Here is a 17695-nt window from a genome sequence, read left to right as displayed (position 1 = left end):
CCCATGGCTGCACTGTCTGCTTTGACCCCCCTTGCTGTAGAGACACCCCCGGCAGTCAGCCCCGACGCATCGTTGCTGACGCGCCGGCTGCAGGTCGGTTATGGCAACACCGCTATCGTCAGGGGCGTGGATGTACAGATTCCCCATGGCCGCATGACGGCACTGCTCGGCCCCAACGGCTGCGGTAAGTCTACTTTGCTGAAGTGCATGGCCCGCATTCTGCCGCCACTGGCCGGAGCAGTGCTGTGGCAGGGACAGTCGGTGCATGGCATGGCCACACGGCAGCTGGCCCGGCAACTGGCATTGCTGCCGCAGACGCAGCCGACCCCCGAAGGCGTCACCGTGCGGGAGCTGGTGGCCTATGGTCGCAGCCCATACAGCGGCTTCTGGGGCAGGCTGTCTGGTCGTGATCAGCACCACATAACAACGGCGATGGCGGCGACGGGCGTAGCGGAGCTGGCCGGGAGCAAGGTCAGTGAGCTGTCGGGTGGCCAGCGTCAGCGGGTATGGCTGGCCATGGTGCTGGCGCAGGATACCGACTACCTGCTGCTCGATGAACCCACCACCTATATGGACCTCAGCCATCAGGTCGAGCTGATGCAACTGCTACGACGGTTAAATCAGCAGGGTAAAACCGTGGTGACGGTGCTGCACGACATCAATCAGGCAGCGCGCTACTGCGATCACCTGATCGTGATGAAAGCCGGGCTGATCGTCGCCGAAGGCACACCAGAGCTGATTCTGACCCGCCAACTGCTGGCCGAGGTGTTTGATCTGGATGCGGAAATCCACCGCGACCCGATTGCCGGATCACCGATGTGTGTTGTGCGGTAGAGCCGCGTCATCTGTTTCCTTTTCTTCCTGAATCTCTCCGGCAAAGCGGGCGACATGCCAGAGCACCGCGTCGCTCCGGGCCTGTCTGCCCGTTATTACTAGTCACCAGAGTGTGAGCAAAACACGATACAGGCTCCCCTCGCCCCTTGCGGGAGAGGGGCTGGGGGAGAGGGGGAGCTACCGCCAACCAGTGAATTGGGTATTGCAGATGGTGAGGTTCACTGCGTTCACCATCACCCTACATCAGGCCCGCAAGTCGGGTGACGGTGAGGCACGAACCGCACCGTTTATCGTGGTCTGGAAGGAGAAAACGGCCTGAACGGCCAGAGGGTCTGCGGGTATCAACCCACAATTTGTGGATTGATTACCATAATCTGTCGTAACGGCCTGAACGGCCAGAGGGTCTGCGGGATGAAAACCTGCATCTTATCGGTGGCGAAGCTATCAAGTCGTAACGGCCTGAACGGCCAGAGGGTCTGCGGGATATGATTGCCCTCAATCCAAAGCTGTCCAACCTCCGATTGTCGTAACGGCCTGAACGGCCAGAGGGTCTGCGGGCGAAATGGATGCTTGTAAAGAAGGTTTGAAACGTTTTATCGTCGTAACGGCCTGAACGGCCAGAGGGTCTGCGGGAGAGCAGTGATGGCGCGGTCAGCCAGCGCCGCATCACCCGCCCGTCGTAACGGCCTGAACGGCCAGAGGGTCTGCGGGAGAGCAGTGATGGCGCGGTCAGCCAGCGCCGCATCACCCGCCCGTCGTAACGGCCTGAACGGCCAGAGGGTCTGCGGGTAGCAAAATGCTAATTGGAGTGGTCAAAGGAAGTGTGGTGTCGTAACGGCCTGAACGGCCAGAGGGTCTGCGGGCCAGGCAATGCTGATAATGGCTACTCAGACCTCGAAAGTCGTAACGGCCTGAACGGCCAGAGGGTCTGCGGGTGTTGAAAGCCGCGAATATCGGCATGCGCCTTGTACCGTCGTAACGGCCTGAACGGCCAGAGGGTCTGCGGGATATAGATGAATCGTTTTGACAGCCAGCTGTCGCTGTCGTAACGGCCTGAACGGCCAGAGGGTCTGCGGGTGGGAGCAGTTCTACCTACAAGCCCAACCTTGTAAGTCGTAACGGCCTGAACGGCCAGAGGGTCTGCGGGAGCACCCCAAAATTCTCTTTTACAATCAATGCCTTGCGAGCCGGTTTTTGACGGCCCCAGGTTATCCACAGGGCAGACCCTGAAAAACACCCGAAAATCCTCGCTTTTTTGACAAAATTTCTTTTGAAATCAAGTGGTTGACGGTGATTTTATGGAGTGTTGCAGAAGGTAATCTGACAACCTTTGTTGTTAAAGAGCATTTTGCGCTTATCCACGCGCTGCCTATAACACCACACCCTGGGGGTAACGGGCAATGCCCTTCATGGCCACCGTTCGGGGAACTCGCGTTTTAGCCCGGGCCACCTAAAAAGCTCAGGCACTCGGCTGTGTGCATGTGACAGTCCGCACAGCATCCGGGCTGAGACCGGCTGAGTGCTGTCTGTGCAAGGAGCTCGGGAGCCTCTCTCATGTCTGTCAGCCGAACCTCGTCTAAAGACGCGGACCCTGTATTTCAACGGGCCATTACCGACCTGCTGAAAAAGTATCAGGTCAATCTCGCCCCCACCGACAGCCAGGGGCAGGATGTGTTTATCCTCACTATCGAAACACTGGACATCTACCTGATGGGCAGCCCGCGCGGCTACCTCAGCATTGCCTGCAAAGCAGGCAGGCTCCCCGCCGATGCCGGTGAAGAAGCCTATACCGCGTTGCTCAATGCCAATCTGTTCACCCTTGAACACCCGGTACTGAGTGTTGGCCTGTCGGCAGAAACCCGGGAAGTGCTGCTGTCCACACGGCAACCGCTCTCTGAGCTGGACTCGGCTGGCACATTCCGACTGGTCGAAAGTGTGATCGGGCAAGCGCAGGCGTTAAGTGAATGGCTGCAAGCTCCCCCCAGGAAAAACACCGCACCCATCGCACCGGAGCGCCTCCCCTTGGGGGCAACTTCATTCAACAAACGACAAGGAGGCTGATATGTTCAGCTGCTTTTCTGGTGCTTCCGGCAGCCACTCGGTGACTAACCACAACGTTTCTCTGTCAGACCAGCATGACGCGCGCCTTCACTCCCTGCCCACAGGCCAGCGCAACGGTCAGGTGGTGCAGGTGTCTGCCGCCACCTTTGACCGCATGGCGCTGGCTCATAGCATCCTGCAGAAAACCGCTTATGACACCTTCCCCGACGGGCCGGGCAATCAGGCGGCGAACGTCTGGATGAGTGGCGGGCGCAGCTGGATGCGCAAAGAGATGTGCCGTGATCAGGTCGATGAGCGTGCCAGCCAGAGCCAGCAGATGGCGGCTATCAAGAAGACCGGCGGCGGCAATTGTGGCGAATATGCCAACACCGTTATGGCTGAACTGCAACGCCATCCGCGCGATGTGCCGGTGTTCAAAGTGCTGGAATCGAATGAGCACAGTCTGGTGGTGATGGGTGACTGGCGTGACCGCACCACCGGGGATCAGGCGGTGGTGGTGGACCCCTGGCAGGGGCTGCCCAAGGTGCATACCTATGGCGAGCGGATCAACACCTCCACGCCGTTACGCACCGCCACCCAGGAAGCGGGCAGTGCCATCCGCCCGCAGGGTCAGCTCAAGGCGGCCTTTGCCCTTAAGCCGCTGTCCAGTAGTGGTGTGGATGCAGAAATCAACAACCATACCCAGTTCAGCCGCGGCGGCCCAGCCTACGCGAAGCATATCCTGCGGGAAAAGGAACACCTGATGTTTGACCGGATCAGTGGCGCCCAAAACCTGCATACTGTCTATCGCGACCCCAATGGCCGCGAGGCGACGTTTAACAGCATGCCGCCTGATTACCTCGAACAGTATCTGGATGCCCGCTCAGCCATCGTCAAAGAGTACCGATAACCCAGCCGCAGGTGAGGTTCACTGCATCAGGCCCATAGGTAGGGTGACGGTGAGGTACGAACCGCACCGTTTATCGTGGTCTGGAAGGAGAAAACGGCCTGAACGGCCAAATAACCGACACCGTGCAGGTGCCGGTCAATACCTTTAGTGGGGGTTGATGGCTTCCAGCCTGTCGCCGTTGCGCAGCAGAAGATTGTCACCATCCCACGCCGAATAGGAGGCCGCTGATGTCGGGTCAAAGGGAGCATCACCGATATGTTTCAGCTCGCCTTTGTACCAAAGGCCACTGCCATCCTGAAAATAAATGGCGGCGGCAAACAACCCCTTCTCTTTAAGTGGGCTGACATGCACAAACACTCCTCCATCGACCCCACCCACCCAGAGGGCGGCAGCGGGCACCGTTGCCGGTTTGGGAGGTGGGGTGAATTCGCTTTCGGCATGAGCGGCTAAAAGCACGGCAGTCAGCAGGATTAAGCCTGCCCATCGTTTCTGCATTCTGAATACTCTCCCTGTATATGTGGCCGTTAGCCAATGGGTTTATCTCCATGATCACCTGCCTTGCCAGACCTCCCACTTCGCGTGGGGCTGTGGTGTTAAACCGTGGCCAGAGGGTCTGCGGGGCCGTCAACGGTGTGACGGGCATCAGTAAAGACATCTAGTCGTAACGGCCTGAACGGCCAGAGGGTCTGCGGGGCAGTTCGATGCCTCTGAGGTACTGCTTGGTTATCGTCGTAACGGCCTGAACGGCCAGAGGGTCTGCGGGTTTTTGGAAACCTACGGCGCAACCTACTTTGACATCAAGGAGTCGTAACGGCCTGAACGGCCAGAGGGTCTGCGGGAGCAGTAAACGGTTTCTCAGAGGATGAAAGTGATTCGTCGTAACGGCCTGAACGGCCTGAACGGCCAGAGGGTCTGCGGGCTACTCGTGTATTAGCTGGACAAAACGTAGTGATTACAGGGTCGTAACGGCCTGAACGGCCAGAGGGTCTGCGGGAAAACCAAGATTCCTATTTCCACCCAGAAAACTTGCGGTCGTAACGGCCTGAACGGCCAGAGGGTCTGCGGGATCAATACACATGCCACGATGGGCGTCTCGTATAACGTCGTAACGGCCTGAACGGCCAGAGGGTCTGCGGGTAGATATGCAATCTGGGCTTGGAGAAACGTTCCTAGGTCGTAACGGCCTGAACGGCCAGAGGGTCTGACCTGTTATCGCGCGACAGCGACGGCTGGTATCAGTTGTCGTAACGGCCTGAACGGCCAGAGGGTCTGCGGGTATTGCCTACCTGCAGAAATACAGTCGCACCCTGATAGTCGTAACGGCCTGAACGGCCAGAGGGTCTGCGGGTCGGAGTAACCCCATGAGCCAGCTTTATGAACAGTTTCGTCGTAACGGCCTGAACGGCCAGAGGGTCTGCGGGAGTAGACAAGGATGTGGTAATGGCCGCTCACTACGGTCGTAACGGCCTGAACGGCCTGAACGGCCAGAGGGTCTGCGGGGCGTTCCACTCGGCGGTGCAAATAAGCCGCCCTGTGTCGTAACGGCCTGAACGGCCAGAGGGTCTGCGGGGCTATGGACTCCACACTGGCTGCTATTCGCTCATTAGCTGTCGTAACGGCCTGAACGGCCAGAGGGTCTGCGGGCCTGTACCTAGGCACCCCACAGACTAAAGATAGTATGTCGTAACGGCCTGAACGGCCAGAGGGTCTGCGGGCCAAAAAAGTTAACATCAAGAGAGAATTTGCAGAGTCGTAACGGCCTGAACGGCCAGAGGGTCTGCGGGGCTGAACGGCCGCCCTGAGGAAGGGAAAATCCTGTCGTCGTAACGGCCTGAACGGCCAGAGGGTCTGCGGGATATTTCCAAAATAGATAACAACCAGGATTTGCCGTCGTAACGGCCTGAACGGCCAGAGGGTCTGCGGGTTGCCAGTGGCCATACAGAATTGATGAGATGAAGAATTTTATGTCGTAACGGCCTGAACGGCCAGAGGGTCTGCGGGAGAGCTCGCGAAAGCCAAGCAGGTCTGGATGGTAGGTCGTAACGGCCTGAACGGCCAGAGGGTCTGCGGGACTTTGGTACCGAAGACATGGTCGCTTTCCTGGACATGTCGTAACGGCCTGAACGGCCAGAGGGTCTGCGGGCTGATAACCTCTCCGTCGGCGGCTCTATCTACCTCTGTGGGTCGTAACGGCCTGAACGGCCAGAGGGTCTGCGGGAATACGGTTATGAGACTCATTTAGAGTCGCGCAATAGTCGTAACGGCCTGAACGGCCAGAGGGTCTGCGGGCTGCAGCAGCTCCATGCGGTTAACCCACCGGATGCCTTGGGTCGTAACGGCCTGAACGGCCAGAGGGTCTGCGGGAACGTCACCTCGACTCCGGCATCCTGATAGAGTTTTTCGGTCGTAACGGCCTGAACGGCCAGAGGGTCTGCGGGAGCACCCCAAAATTCTCTTTTACAATCAATGCTTTGCGAGCCGGTTTTTGACGGCCCCAGGTTATCCACAGGGCAGACCCTGAAAAACACCCGAAAATCGCCGTTTTTCTGACAGGATTTCTTTTGAAATCAAGTGGTTGACGGTGATTTTGTGGAGTGTTGCAGAATGTAATCTGACAACCTTTGTTTTTAAAGAGCATTTTGTGCTTATCCACGCGCTGCCTATAACACCACACCTTGGGGGTAACGGGCAATGCCCTGGCCCCAGGCATCTACCGACTGGCTGCGAGACAGGTCATTCAGCCAGTAAAAACGCAGGCTGTCCTGCTCACCGACATAACGCAGGCAGCGCTGGCGCAGGGTGTCCAGCGGCATCTGATCGGGCAGCGCAATTTCAAACACCGAGTGCTGTACCCGGTCGCCGTATTCCAGCAGCAGGTCTCCCAGCTTGCGTCGCTGGCGGTCGTCTTCAATATCGAAGCAGGCAAGATAGATGCGCATAACACCTCCGTTGCTCAGTGGCCTGGGCTCCAGGCGATAAAGTCACTGCCGGTGCGGCAATGGCGCAGAAGTGATTGTATCTGTTGGCTTAGGGCATCCAGCGGGCGCAAGCCCTCTGCGCCTGCAGGGCGGGTTAGTTGTGCCAGCAGCAGGGTAAGCAGTCGCTTGCGGCCATCATGGCTGATAAAACACCCTTGGGGGGTGAGGCTGAAATCGCTGGGTAACACCTCCCGACGGTTGATCAGGGCTAATACGGCGCGTTCCACCAGAATGCGGAACGGCTCCATCATGTCAGAGGCCAGTGCGCAGTGTTTGCCACGGCCCTGATGGTAATAACCTGCCCAGGGATAGAGGCCCACCGTGCGGATCAGGCTGTCAGTCAGGTGATACAGATGGGTATAGCCCAGCGACAGCATGGCATTCACCGGATCAGGAGGGGGGCGCCTCTGGCGCCCGTTAAAGTGCCACTCTTCGGCCAGCTGCTCACGGAAGAACTGCCACAGTATCCGTGCCGCTTCCCCTTCATAACCGCGCAGCTGGGCCAGGTCGGTGGCGTTCTCCATATCACGCTTCAGGCTATCCAGGCGCGTCAGGCCATGCCAGTCTCGGGCGCGCCGGTAGATCAATCCATATTGCCCTTTCAGGCGAGCCGCAATCAGGGTGCGGGCGATGGCCAGTGTCTGTTCATGGCGGCGGCTATGGTGTAGCTGTAGCAGCCAGGTACTGCCCCCGGCCCCCGGCTCGCCCTGGCTGCATACTCCCTGATAGTGGCCAAAGCCATCGGCAAAGTGGATGGGTACGTCATGGTACATGGCCTGCCGCAAGGCGGGCGTGGTGATTTGATGTGGCCCCACCAGCAGAATGGCAGCCAGACCGTGCCAACTGTAGGCATACTCCTGATCATTTTGCGTGACCAATAACCGCCGATTTTCACAATTGAGGATGGCCACATCACCGGCCACCACCAGAAAGGTGCCCAGCTGTTGCCGCTCACCCACGCTCAGTGACGACTCGTCTTGCGGCTGCTCAGCCGCTTTCTCGGAGAGCGCAGTAAGGCCCGTGGGCGACACAGTGCTGTCTTCGGTATAGTCGGTCGTCTCCAGCGGTGCGTCCACCAGAGGAAGGTCTGGGTGGTCGTCGGTGTGGGTCAGGTCAAGGGCATAGCCGTCAATAAAGTAGAAGCCCAGGTAATGAAAGCCATGGGATACCGGGGTGATACGAGTCTGCGAGTCTGCCAGCGCAAAGCCATGCTCCTGCAGCGAGCGGATCACCCTGGGCAGTGCTTGCTCTGCGTGCTCTCGCTGAGTGAAGAGCAGTACAAAGTCATCCCCATAGCGGACCAAACAATAGTCGTTGGCCAGCATATCGGCATCAAAGTCATCCAGCAGGATATTGACCAGTAGCTGGCTGATCACCGCGCCCAGTGGTAAACCTTGTTGCCGCCAGAGTGGTTCACCGTCACTGTCCAGCACGGCGGCTTTCACCCAGGCCATGATCAGGTCAGCAAGTGGGTCGTTCAGCAGTAATGACAGGCGCCGTTCAAGGTTGCGCCAGTCTACACTGTCGTAAAAGTGTGCCACATCGCATTCCAGCACCCACTGATAACCCTGTTCTATCAATATGTTGATCTGCTCTTTCGCCTGCTCCCGTGTATACCCAGGGCGAAAGCCGTAGCTCTGTTGCATCCACAATTTTTCCATCGTGGCGGTCAGAAAGCGGACCACCGCACGCTGCAGCAAGCGCTCCTGCCAGGGCGGGATGCTTTGCAGTAAGGCTCGTCCACTGGGCAGTGTGGTGAGGCTCTGCTGCATGGCAGGCACCTGATAGTTACCGCTTTGCAACAAGGCCGCGCGATGGTTCAGCTCATCCAGCAGCGGGGGGAGGGCAATGGCTTCTGGCACTTTGCCTTGCTGCTGGCTGTCATTGACCGTTTGCTGCAGGTTGTCTGGCCTTAGGCAGAGATCAATCAGGCGCACAGTGGGCTGAGCACTTTTCATCAGCGTTAGCTCAGGCAACAACCGATACTGCCCCAGCCCAAAACCCCGGCTCTGACCAATGCCCAGATACTGGCCGAGGATCAGCATGGCCCAGGCCCAGCGGGGCAGGGTGTGCAGGGCCGACAGTTGCAGCATGGTTAGCGCGCCGCCTAAGTCTTTATCTTCCCGGCTGTAGCGGTGTTCTACCCAAAACGCGACAGCCGCTTGCACATGGGCCTCACCCATGCTGGGGCGGCTGTAGCGCACCCCGGTCTGGCAGTGCAGCTGGTTGATAAACGCATCAGCCAGGCGCTGGCTGAACAGCGACCAGTCAAAGTGTGGGGCATCACGGCAATAACGGGCTTTCCCTTTGCGCTGACGTGTTACTTCCACCTGCTTCAGCCGCACCGGGCTGATAAAACGCAGCTCGCAGTGCTGCAGCTGGCTGGCCTGATCGGCGAGGGCTTCCAGCTCCGTCAGCCCGATGGGGTGCAGGTCGCTCAGCTGCCGCACCGGCTCACCGCTCACGCTGTCGGTAAGGCTTAAGCAGCGCAGGTTGTCATGCAGTATGTGTGCGGCACTGATATGGCTGGCGCTGGCAGGCAGCAGGCGCAGGCGTTTGAGCAGCAGCGCCAGCAGAGGTTCGGCAGCGGCGGTGGCCGTCAGGGTAAAACGGTAGGTATCGCCGGCGGCGTAGTGGGTGCGGCCGGTTTCCGGCGCGGTCAGGGTCAGGCCATCGCTGAAGTGCTCAGGGCTGCCCGCCAGATTGCGCAGCCAGCCGTGCAGCATCACATGGTGGAAGTAACCCGTTTCGATAGCGCTGGTCAGTTGCAGGCTGACCTGCACTGAGCGCAGGGGGAACAGGACCGACAGGGTATCGAGGCCGCTAAAGGGGAGGTTGCTCATGGGCTGCTGGGGTCCGGTAGCTGGCGCATGACATCGGCGTATTTTTTCCAGTCGGCGGCGGGCGGGTTTGCAAAGGTCTGCAATTTACTCAGTAATCGGAAGAGGAGATACCCAAGCGCGTTTTCTTTAGGCTCTCTATTTAATATTGAAGTTTTATGTTCTTCTTCATTTTTGTTGTTTTTATCGTTTTCAGTCTCGGGTTCATCAAAATAATCGAAAGAACCACTATTTAGTGCTAAGCCGAAGTCTAGGTGGTTTCTTTTGTTGAGTTTTTTTAAATTGTTTTCTAGTGTTGGGCTTTTGATATTGTTATTCCAGTCCATGTCAAGTGCTATTATGCCAGCAATAAAGTGAAAGTCTTTTTTGGTGAACGTGCCGTTGACAGTGACGACAGGAATATTGGTTCGTTCTAAAGCTCTAACGGATTTTGCTTTTTCACCTGCAGCCTTCAAAGTTTTTGCATTAATGCAAGGCTTAACCTCTATAACTCCATAGACTGCTTCAGCTGGAATAAAACGATGAATCATTTGGCTGAAGAAAGTAGGTGTGTAGTAATTGTCATAAATAACAATATCTATCTGGTCACTGGTTTTGCCGTTTGAATCAATAATAATGCCACTGTCAGCACTATAACGTTGGGGTAAGTGTCTTTTGAGAAAGTCTATAAAGTGTTGTTCGTTAATGGCACCCATGATGCCATCATGGGTAATGGATTTTCGGGCATATTGAATTTTTGCGTTTAATGATCCTGCTTCCGCTTTGAAACAATTACGCAGATATTCTGGTCCATTCTGATTAGATTCATTTTTTGCTTTGTTGGTTACTTTTTTCATGCCAGTCTCCTTATTAATTGCTCTCTGCGGTTGGTGCTAATCGAATATTTATTAGCGAGAGCGCCGTAAGTCCCTTCTTTTTGTAGTCAAAAATTACGGATATTGGCTTTTTGTTTTTTTTGTACTTTTTAATGACTTCTGCAGGCAACGTATTCCATATCTCAATATCTTTTGGTGTTTTAAATAATAGGGGGTTATTATTTTGAGTTATTTTTACGTATCCCTGTAACTCAGCCATGCCTGCTTGCTCTAAAAATTCTTCTTCTCCCATACCAAGTCCTGCCAGCTCTGCTTGTCTACGAGCGTCTTCTTCAATGCGCTGCCGCTCTTTCTGTCTGGCTTCTTCTTCGGCTTTTAGCTTGCGCTCTTGTTCTTCTTTCTTTTGGCGTTCCCGTTCTTTTTCTTGGTCAAATGCTCGTTGCTGTTCTTGATGGAATTTCGTCCTATTAACATAAAACTGCTTGTCATCATCACTGAGTTCATCATGGTTGAAGTCCATCTGCCCATAACCCACAGCGGTCTTGGCACCCATCCCTACCCAGTGAAATAACTCAAAGAACGCCGCTTTTAACATGTCTTGCCAGCTATCTCGCAGCGGTGGGGCTAAGCGGGATACATCCGCCTGAATAAAGAAATGGAAGTCCGATTTGGGCGGTATCGCCAGAAAGGGAATCGGCACCGGCTGGCCGCTGGTATGCGGCGTGCTGTCGCCCTGCAAATAGTCGCCGTTATGGGGCGTCATAATTTCTACAGCAAGTGTGCTGTTGGCGACCTGCGGGAAGCAGTCCCAAAAGCGCAGCGCACCTTGCCGGCCTTGGATGGGCTTGCCTGCTTCGTCAGTGTCTGCCGAGCCGAACAAGGTGTTGATGGCCGCATCTGACCAGCCAGCACGTTGGTGTTGGTGCTCCTTCAGCATGGCGCTTTTTGCCAGATACTTGGCCGCCCGCAGCAACATGCCCTTAATCCCCGACCCGGCCAGATAGGGCACCCCGTAGGGCGAGAGAAAGGCAAAGCCGTTTTCCACCGGGTGCTCATTGCCCATGCCGGTCATAAAGGGGGAGGTGTTTTGGGCATAAAGGTAGAAGACTGTGCTGCTGTACGTCATGGCTTGCTGACGTTTAAGCAGGGCGGCAGATAGCTGCTCGGCTGTTTTTCCTAATAGAGTGACTTCCTTTAATGCCGCATTCTTTTGTTCTTTATGCAGTAACCAGTTTTTAACTGAGTCGACACGAACTTCTTCCCCGTCGGACTTTTTGAAGGCTTGTTGCCATCCCTTAAAGTACAGTCCAAAGCGATGGCCGGGGGGCATCATTTCCTTATGTTTATCCTCTTCCGATAACTCCGTTATTTTCTTAAGTAACGGAGTTATGTAGTCGGGAACGGCATAGCAACGGGTTATTTGCTCTTGCTCTTGCTCTTGCTCATTGTTCTTAGCCATGGTTCTGCTCCACCGGCTGAGGTTCACCTTGTACTGTGCTATCTGACGTCTTCTTGTCACCGAGCAATGCCTGCTGCGCGGAAGCAAACTGGCGTAACCAGCGCAGGGTGGCCATGGCCTGTTCGGTAGCCATGCGATATTCGAGGGATTTCTGGTTTACCAGACTGTTCATCGCAGCCTGATAGCTTTTCGAGGTGAGTGGAGTGGCGGCGGGCAGGAGCGAGAGGCATTTAAATACATCTTCCAGCAGCCACGAATGATGGCGGGTGCGTGCATTTTTCTCTTTGGCTTTTCTCAGCTCTTCTTCTGAATCGTTCTTGGGTTGTGCCTCTTTGTATTTACTCTGCAAAAACGCCAGCGTCTGCATCAGCCCATTGCTCATAATCAGCGCGGGTACCGCTTTGCAGAGATTGGCATAGCTGCCGAAGTCGCCGTCTTTAGCCTCAGATTCTGCGTAGTGCTTGCAGACCTGCTGCCAGGCAAAGGCGGAGGGGGCCTGATCAGTATCGAGCTTGATGGGCGTAAGGGTGTGGTCGCTGGTGGTAGCCGTTGGCTGTGGGGCAGTCACTTTTTGCTTTACCTGCACCGTGATTTTGGGGGAGTTGGTTTTAGGCTTCTTGCTCATGGCTGGCCACCTTGTTCCTGCAATGCACTCACCTGCACCAGCCCGCGACCGGTGGTGGCATCGCCACCGAGCTGGATCACCTTGCTATCCAGTAGCCCCTGATGCTTCTGGCCATCTCCTTCCAGCACAAAACGCATCACATCTTCCGCCTCATAGGCGCGAGCCTGCGCACGCTGGTTGTCGCTGGTTCTCTCCTTACTGGCAAACAGGGCCGTGGCCAGCAGGGTTTCCGGCGGCAGGTTTTCGGTATAAAACAGGCCGCCATCGTCGGCGGTGCCGGTCTCGTCATTGATGCGTACATGGGGCTCGACCACGGTGGCGTTGCGCACAAAGTAGCTGAGGTCGTCATCGCTCAGTACCACCAGCTCGTTAGCCAGCTTGTCGTGGAAGTAGTCGCCTTCCTTGTCTTTACCAAAAACCGCTTGTGCCAGCCACTTGGCCAGAGCTTTTACGTCGTCGTTGGTTTTCGCTTTATAGGTAAAGGTTTCCAGTACCAGCGTGTCAGCGTTTAACAGCGGTTCAGCACCGGCACACAGGGCCTTGTCCTTTAGCGTGCTGTTATCGGGAAAAGTCCAGTCAGCCTGCTGGCCGGTGATGGTCAGTAGCCGCTGAAGCCGTGCCAGTGCCAGCGGGCAGGTGGCGTAGACAAAGCCGCCTTTGATGCTGCGCACGGGGAAGGCCACCAGCTGGGCATCGCCAAAGCTGATGGCTCCGGCAAAGCCTTCACCGCTTTGCGAATCCGGGCCAAAGATACGCTCTACCAGCGTGTGTACTTTGCTTTTCGGCTTCGTTCCGTCCTTGTCGGTAGCGTCTTCGGATTGCACGGGTTCCGGTGGGTTACCCGCTGCTTCGGCCCAGAAGTGATGGCGGATGGCGCCTTTAATGCCTGACCCGGCAATGATGGGGAAGTCAGTATGGCGCTCACGCTGAATGGGGTTATCAATAACGCCCAGCGCGGTGCCCGCACCGGCGTGTACCGGGCTGATGGCATAGAAAAACAGAGTAGCAGAGGCTTGAAACATGATTATTTCCCGGAAGTAGTGGGTGCCCAGGGGGCCAGCATTATGCGGTTAAAGCCTTCGGCAAGGCGTTGCCCGTCGAGCGGGGCAAACCGCTCCGACAGGTCATCGTGCAGGGTATCGAGGGCGGCACGGGGCACGTCATCAGCCAGCGTAAACCAGTAGACGCTGCCAGCAGGCACAAAGCGGCTGGCGGCCTTGGGCTTTTTCTCCGCCAGATTCCAGCCACTGATTACCTGCGGGCGATCCACGGCGGCGCAGACCAGCGTGGCCTGCAGTGCACCGGCATCAAGGCGGTAAGTGTGACCGGATTGCAGGGTGACGCCATTGGGTAGCCAGCCCTCTTTAAACAAGCAAGGGCTGAGGGTCAGCACCCGGAAGCCTTTGCTGTTGGCGATGCCGTCCAGATCTGTCTCGGGCAGGGTGAATGAGGCAGTCTCCAGACTGGCTGCGCGGCCATCGCCACCGAGGCGCAGCAGACCGTTGCCGGGCAGCACGCCCCCGGCGCCGCTGACACGGGCGATAAAGCCGACATCCTCGGCCAGCGCCACCGTTTCACTGGTGTAGAGCTGGCTTTCCGCTGCGGTGCGGCTGTGGCCATCGAGGGCAATACCGAGGCGGGTATCGCGCTTCCATAAGGCGCTGCTGCTGATCAGCTCGTCTTTTTTAACGGCCTTGCCGCTGGCCCAGGCGGTAAGGCCCGCGAGGGTCAGCCAGTAGCCGCTTTCCGGCTTTTGCCGCAGGGCGTGTTGCAGCCGGGGCAGCATGGGCAAGGTGGCGCTGGTGCGAATCGCACTGTGCGGCGGGGTGGGGTGCTGATAGCAGGCGGTGATGGCCTGGTGGTTATTGTCCCGGTAGACAAACAGGTCTGCTGGCGCGGGGAGGTACACCTCGTAGCCTTTGCCTGACTGATCGCGTTTGGCCAGCGTAAACAGCTCCAGGGTAAAACTGCCGGGCGTTTTCAGGGTGCCAATGGCTTTTTCTACCTTAAGGTTGGTGGTGTAGTGGCCGCTTTTTCGGTATTGCTCACTATCAAAACTCTCGTCATCTTCCAGAATCCGCGCGCGCAGGGCGCCCGACATCATTGAGGGCCAGGGCGGCATCTGTGCTTCGCTGTAATCCCCTGCACCATCAAACAGGCGATTGCCGCGCAGATACAGCACATCCACCGGCTGAATAAAGCGGTCGTCACTCATGCGGGTATTCCTTGTGGCTGTGCTTGTGCCGTGGCGGCATCGGTGGCTGGGCGTTCTTCCGTGCGGCCTTCGCGTCCGAGGTATTCCGCCACCTGTAGAAAGTTCAGGGCCAACTCGGCAGGCGTTGGGCGATTGGCGGGCGGGCTGCCTGTGGCGGATGCCTCACACAAGGCCATCACCATCTCGGTCAGCTGCTCACCCTGCTTCTGGCGCTCTTTTCGGATGGAGTCGCCGCTTGCACTGCTCTGGCGCAGTAGCTGGTAGCCGATTTGCTGTGCCAGCAGGGCTTTATAGTCACCACGGGTGAACCCTTGGCCGCTCTCTGACGCCGGGCAGGGTGGGATATTGCGCAGCTTTTCTTCCAGCTGATAGACCGCCCGCCGTGAGATATGACCCTTAGCAAACAGCTCGCGCAGCGCCAGCAGTTGCAGCATGGGCTGGTAGTGCTCCTGATCTGGCTGATCACTGGTGAGGTCAGGCCGATGCCAGCGGCTGGTCAGGTCAAGGCTGCCGCCAGCGCGTTTCAATATGCTCAGGCTAAAGGCATTACGGCCATGGCTTTTGGCGCGTTTCTCGCTCTCACGCAGCTGGCGCAGCACCATGCCCAGTGGCGCCTGATGGTGAGCCACTACCGCGCCCATGGAAGCCGTCGCTTTGCGCCCCATCAGCGGGTAGGTTTTACCGTTCAGTGTGGCCACACCGTGGTGCAGGTTCAGCTCTTCTGGTTGCGGTAACACCGTGGGCCAGTCGCCCTGCCAGTCACCGCTATAGACCAGCCGCAATAGCAGCATGGCCTTGAGCAGGTCGTCGATGGAGACCATCGCCATCACGTCGTCACCCCCGGCGTACAGCAGCTTGCCGCTGCACAGCTCTTCGACCACGTAGCGGGCCAGATGCAGCGAGAAGTGGTTGAGTGCCGCGGAGATAGTCAGATGGCGTGCCGGTGAACCGGGGTGACGACACTGGCCGAGGGGGGAGTCGGCAGCACCGCCCGGCCAGAGGCGGGAATAGCAGGCGCTGGTTGCGGTGCCATCGCTGAGTGGCTCGCCGCTGATCCAGGCGCCCATATTGTCGCCATCCATCAGAATCAGGGCGTAGTAGGTTTCGACCCTGTCGCCCAGTTGTTTTTTGATGGCCTCCTCCAGCTTTTTCAGCTTTTCCAGCTCTTCCAGGCTGGCATCGTCGTTCTTGTCGGCTTTCAGTTCATCCAGCCGTATTGGTAGCTGGCGAATATGCCGCTGCTGATCCTCTGTCAGCTTGGAATTGCTCAAGCTTTTGGCCAGCTTGGCAGGCAGCGCTGACCAGAGTTCTTTTTCTTCGCCTTTGTCGGAGTCTTTTATCAATCCCGCAAGTTTCTCTAGTTTTTCCAGCCCGTCGGCGGGCAGAGCATCTGGCTGTGCGGATTTTTCCAGCAGCCGGTTAAGCGAGGTGGCGATAGCAAAGGTATGGGTGGAGACGATAAAGCGGTTTAAGTCTTCTATCTCCACTGCCGGATGATTTTTGATCTGTTCGACAAAGTGGCTGGGCCACAGGCGCTTAAACATGGCCAGCGCCCCCAGATGTTCGCCCTTTTTCAAACCATAGCGGCGGCCTTTTTTCACCGCCTCTGCCCACAGGGTATCGATGCGCTTTTTAGGCGCGGTGCCTAGCTCGTCTGTTGCGGCTTCTCGGCTGGTGGCGGCACTTAGCCATTCGCTTTCGCCGGTCAGGGAGCAGCGATAGCCGTGGGCATCATGGGGGGTAAAATCGCGCAGGCTTTTGGCCTCGCTGCCCAGCTGGTCCAGCAGCCGGTACAGTGCAGGGTAGCAGGTGGCGGGCGTTGGCTGATAACGGCCATCGGCGCCGGGCTGCAGTAATCGGGGGGTGATAAAGTTTTCTGTGTTCGCCGGTGCTAATGCGGCATTGAGTTCATCGGTATTCAGGCTGCCTCCCTGTGCTGTGACCAGTGGGCTAAAAGGCACCACCGCCCAGCTGATATCGGGGAAGTGCTCAAGCTGCTGTTGCAGTTGTTGATAGCCGTACTGGCCGCTGGCTTTTTCTTCACCCACATAGCTGAGCAAGTTCTCGAAGCAGGCCGTGGCAGTCGTTTGCACCCAGTCACGCACCACTTGCTGTATCTGTTCCGCCAGTTGCTGCGCTTTGCTGTGCGGCACCAGCGCCACAATCTTGTTGGGCAGGGCGGCAGAAAACAGCGAGTTGGCATCTGACTGGCGGTGCCGCCAGTGCTCACCATCAAACAGCGCTGCCTCAATACCCTGCTCGGTCAGCCACAGGTCACACAGGGGAATACCGCGCAAATGGGGGAAGATCACCGCCTCCGGCCCACAGTGGCTGACAATCACTTTAAGCCCTTCCCACACCATGGTGGAGAGCAGGTGCGAACCGGCCCACAGGTCCGAACTGGTGCGGGCGGCGGCAATAAAAGACTGCACCGGGCCGAAGGAGAGGGTCAGCAAGGCCGGGTTGTGCTCGTCATCCAGTGTAAAGGCACTGGCCAGCGCGCAGGTTAAATCCAGATGCGCCCAGCGGTTATAGCCCGGCACCTGACGGTGCAAGGGCAAGCGCGGCCAGAGTGCAGCCAGCTCAGGGCTGCATTTGCTGATCTGCTCGGTCAGGCTCGGCAGAAAACGCCACAGGGCCAGAGCGCGTTGTTTGTCGTCCTTTTCCAGCAGCAGGGCATTGAGTTCGGCAGCCACTGCCCGTTGGTCTGATGCGGTGCCTGCGGTGAGGAGTGTTGTCGTTTCACTATCCAGCGGATGCTGCCATTCAAAAGGGGGGCCGGGTTGAAACATCCATAACGGGTCTTCATCAGGCAACCCCTGTGGCACCTCGGCTGAGCCTGCCCATTGCCGGGCCTTGTCGATCAGCGACTGGTGCAGGGGTGAGGGGGCAGCAGGGGCGCCCAGCAGTGCGCTGATCACCGGGTCAGAGGCCCAGACGGCCCGTTTGACTGACCAGAGCGTGTTATCCGTGGTCATG

The 17695-nt window shown here is 57.4% G+C and carries 12 protein-coding genes and 2 CRISPR repeat arrays; of the genes, 3 read left to right on the top strand and 9 right to left on the bottom strand.

The features are described 5' to 3' along the window. Nucleotides 1-3 precede the first annotated feature (3 nt). From fecE to QCD60_RS02610, 3 genes are all read left to right on the top strand, one after another. Nucleotides 4-834, top strand: coding sequence for a Fe(3+) dicitrate ABC transporter ATP-binding protein FecE (gene fecE / locus QCD60_RS02620; RefSeq protein ID WP_279782157.1), 831 nt, complete (start codon nt 4-6; stop codon nt 832-834). A 304-nt stretch (nt 835-1138) separates the two neighbouring features. Then, nucleotides 1139-1981: direct repeats of the CRISPR family, unit length 35 nt; unit sequence GTCGTAACGGCCTGAACGGCCAGAGGGTCTGCGGG. Nucleotides 1982-2388: 407 nt separating this feature from the next. After that, nucleotides 2389-2895, top strand: coding sequence for a CesT family type III secretion system chaperone (locus QCD60_RS02615; RefSeq protein ID WP_279782155.1), 507 nt, complete (start codon nt 2389-2391; stop codon nt 2893-2895). A 1-nt stretch (nt 2896) separates the two neighbouring features. Further along, nucleotides 2897-3784: a hypothetical protein gene (locus QCD60_RS02610; protein WP_279782153.1), complete on the top strand. Its 888-nt coding sequence runs from the start codon at nt 2897-2899 to the stop codon at nt 3782-3784. 144 nt (nt 3785-3928) lie between these two features. On the opposite strand, the gene QCD60_RS02605 is transcribed toward QCD60_RS02610, so the two are convergent. The 9 genes from QCD60_RS02605 to cas10 form a co-directional block, all read right to left on the bottom strand. After that, complete coding sequence (locus QCD60_RS02605; protein WP_279782151.1) at nt 3929-4279, bottom strand: hypothetical protein; 351 nt, start codon at nt 4277-4279, stop codon at nt 3929-3931. 107 nt (nt 4280-4386) lie between these two features. Continuing rightward, a CRISPR array of direct repeats spans nt 4387-6222; the repeat unit is 18 nt; unit sequence GGCCAGAGGGTCTGCGGG. A gap of 222 nt (nt 6223-6444) precedes the next feature. Continuing rightward, the gene (gene cas2 / locus QCD60_RS02600; RefSeq protein ID WP_279782149.1) at nt 6445-6723 is read right to left on the bottom strand and encodes a CRISPR-associated endonuclease Cas2; all 279 of its coding nucleotides are present in this window, start codon (nt 6721-6723) and stop codon (nt 6445-6447) included. A gap of 14 nt (nt 6724-6737) precedes the next feature. Then, entirely contained in the window at nt 6738-9605 is a 2868-nt protein-coding gene (gene cas1 / locus QCD60_RS02595; protein ID WP_279782147.1) for a CRISPR-associated endonuclease Cas1, read from the bottom strand. Next, complete coding sequence (locus tag QCD60_RS02590; RefSeq protein ID WP_279782145.1) at nt 9602-10438, bottom strand: DUF6602 domain-containing protein; 837 nt, start codon at nt 10436-10438, stop codon at nt 9602-9604. Before QCD60_RS02590 ends, cas1 begins: the two co-directional genes overlap by 4 nt. Before the next feature lie 13 nt (nt 10439-10451). Continuing rightward, nucleotides 10452-11876 (bottom strand): type III-B CRISPR module RAMP protein Cmr6, encoded by a 1425-nt coding sequence (gene cmr6, locus QCD60_RS02585; protein WP_279782143.1) that lies wholly within the window; start codon nt 11874-11876, stop codon nt 10452-10454. After that, nucleotides 11869-12501, bottom strand: coding sequence for a type III-B CRISPR module-associated protein Cmr5 (cmr5, locus tag QCD60_RS02580; protein WP_279782141.1), 633 nt, complete (start codon nt 12499-12501; stop codon nt 11869-11871). The genes cmr6 and cmr5 overlap by 8 nt, the downstream gene beginning before the upstream one ends. Further along, nucleotides 12498-13523, bottom strand: coding sequence for a type III-B CRISPR module RAMP protein Cmr4 (gene cmr4 / locus QCD60_RS02575; RefSeq protein ID WP_279782139.1), 1026 nt, complete (start codon nt 13521-13523; stop codon nt 12498-12500). Before cmr4 ends, cmr5 begins: the two co-directional genes overlap by 4 nt. A gap of 2 nt (nt 13524-13525) precedes the next feature. Then, nucleotides 13526-14716, bottom strand: a complete 1191-nt coding sequence (locus tag QCD60_RS02570; protein ID WP_279782137.1) for a type III-B CRISPR module-associated Cmr3 family protein — start codon at nt 14714-14716, stop codon at nt 13526-13528. After that, nucleotides 14713-17694, bottom strand: a complete 2982-nt coding sequence (gene cas10 / locus QCD60_RS02565) for a type III-B CRISPR-associated protein Cas10/Cmr2 (RefSeq protein WP_279782135.1) — start codon at nt 17692-17694, stop codon at nt 14713-14715. Before cas10 ends, QCD60_RS02570 begins: the two co-directional genes overlap by 4 nt. Nucleotide 17695: the final 1 nt, after the last annotated feature.

Origin of the sequence: Pokkaliibacter sp. MBI-7 (genome assembly GCF_029846635.1) — a bacterium.
Taxonomy (GTDB): Bacteria; Pseudomonadota; Gammaproteobacteria; order Pseudomonadales; family Balneatricaceae; genus Pokkaliibacter.
The sequence above is the reverse complement of the archived record's forward strand: the minus strand, read 5'-3'. Positions and strand labels throughout refer to the sequence as shown.

What these genes read in the sequence shown, in the direction of transcription:
- fecE (WP_279782157.1), top strand. Translation starts at nt 4, where the DNA reads ATGGCTGCACTGTCTGCTTTGACCCCCCTTGCTGTAGAGACACCCCCG.
- QCD60_RS02615 (WP_279782155.1), top strand. Translation starts at nt 2,389, where the DNA reads ATGTCTGTCAGCCGAACCTCGTCTAAAGACGCGGACCCTGTATTTCAA.
- QCD60_RS02610 (WP_279782153.1), top strand. Translation starts at nt 2,897, where the DNA reads ATGTTCAGCTGCTTTTCTGGTGCTTCCGGCAGCCACTCGGTGACTAAC.
- QCD60_RS02605 (WP_279782151.1), bottom strand. Translation starts at nt 4,279, where the DNA reads ATGCAGAAACGATGGGCAGGCTTAATCCTGCTGACTGCCGTGCTTTTA.
- cas2 (WP_279782149.1), bottom strand. Translation starts at nt 6,723, where the DNA reads ATGCGCATCTATCTTGCCTGCTTCGATATTGAAGACGACCGCCAGCGA.
- cas1 (WP_279782147.1), bottom strand. Translation starts at nt 9,605, where the DNA reads ATGAGCAACCTCCCCTTTAGCGGCCTCGATACCCTGTCGGTCCTGTTC.
- QCD60_RS02590 (WP_279782145.1), bottom strand. Translation starts at nt 10,438, where the DNA reads ATGAAAAAAGTAACCAACAAAGCAAAAAATGAATCTAATCAGAATGGA.
- cmr6 (WP_279782143.1), bottom strand. Translation starts at nt 11,876, where the DNA reads ATGGCTAAGAACAATGAGCAAGAGCAAGAGCAAGAGCAAATAACCCGT.
- cmr5 (WP_279782141.1), bottom strand. Translation starts at nt 12,501, where the DNA reads ATGAGCAAGAAGCCTAAAACCAACTCCCCCAAAATCACGGTGCAGGTA.
- cmr4 (WP_279782139.1), bottom strand. Translation starts at nt 13,523, where the DNA reads ATGTTTCAAGCCTCTGCTACTCTGTTTTTCTATGCCATCAGCCCGGTA.
- QCD60_RS02570 (WP_279782137.1), bottom strand. Translation starts at nt 14,716, where the DNA reads ATGAGTGACGACCGCTTTATTCAGCCGGTGGATGTGCTGTATCTGCGC.
- cas10 (WP_279782135.1), bottom strand. Translation starts at nt 17,694, where the DNA reads ATGACCACGGATAACACGCTCTGGTCAGTCAAACGGGCCGTCTGGGCC.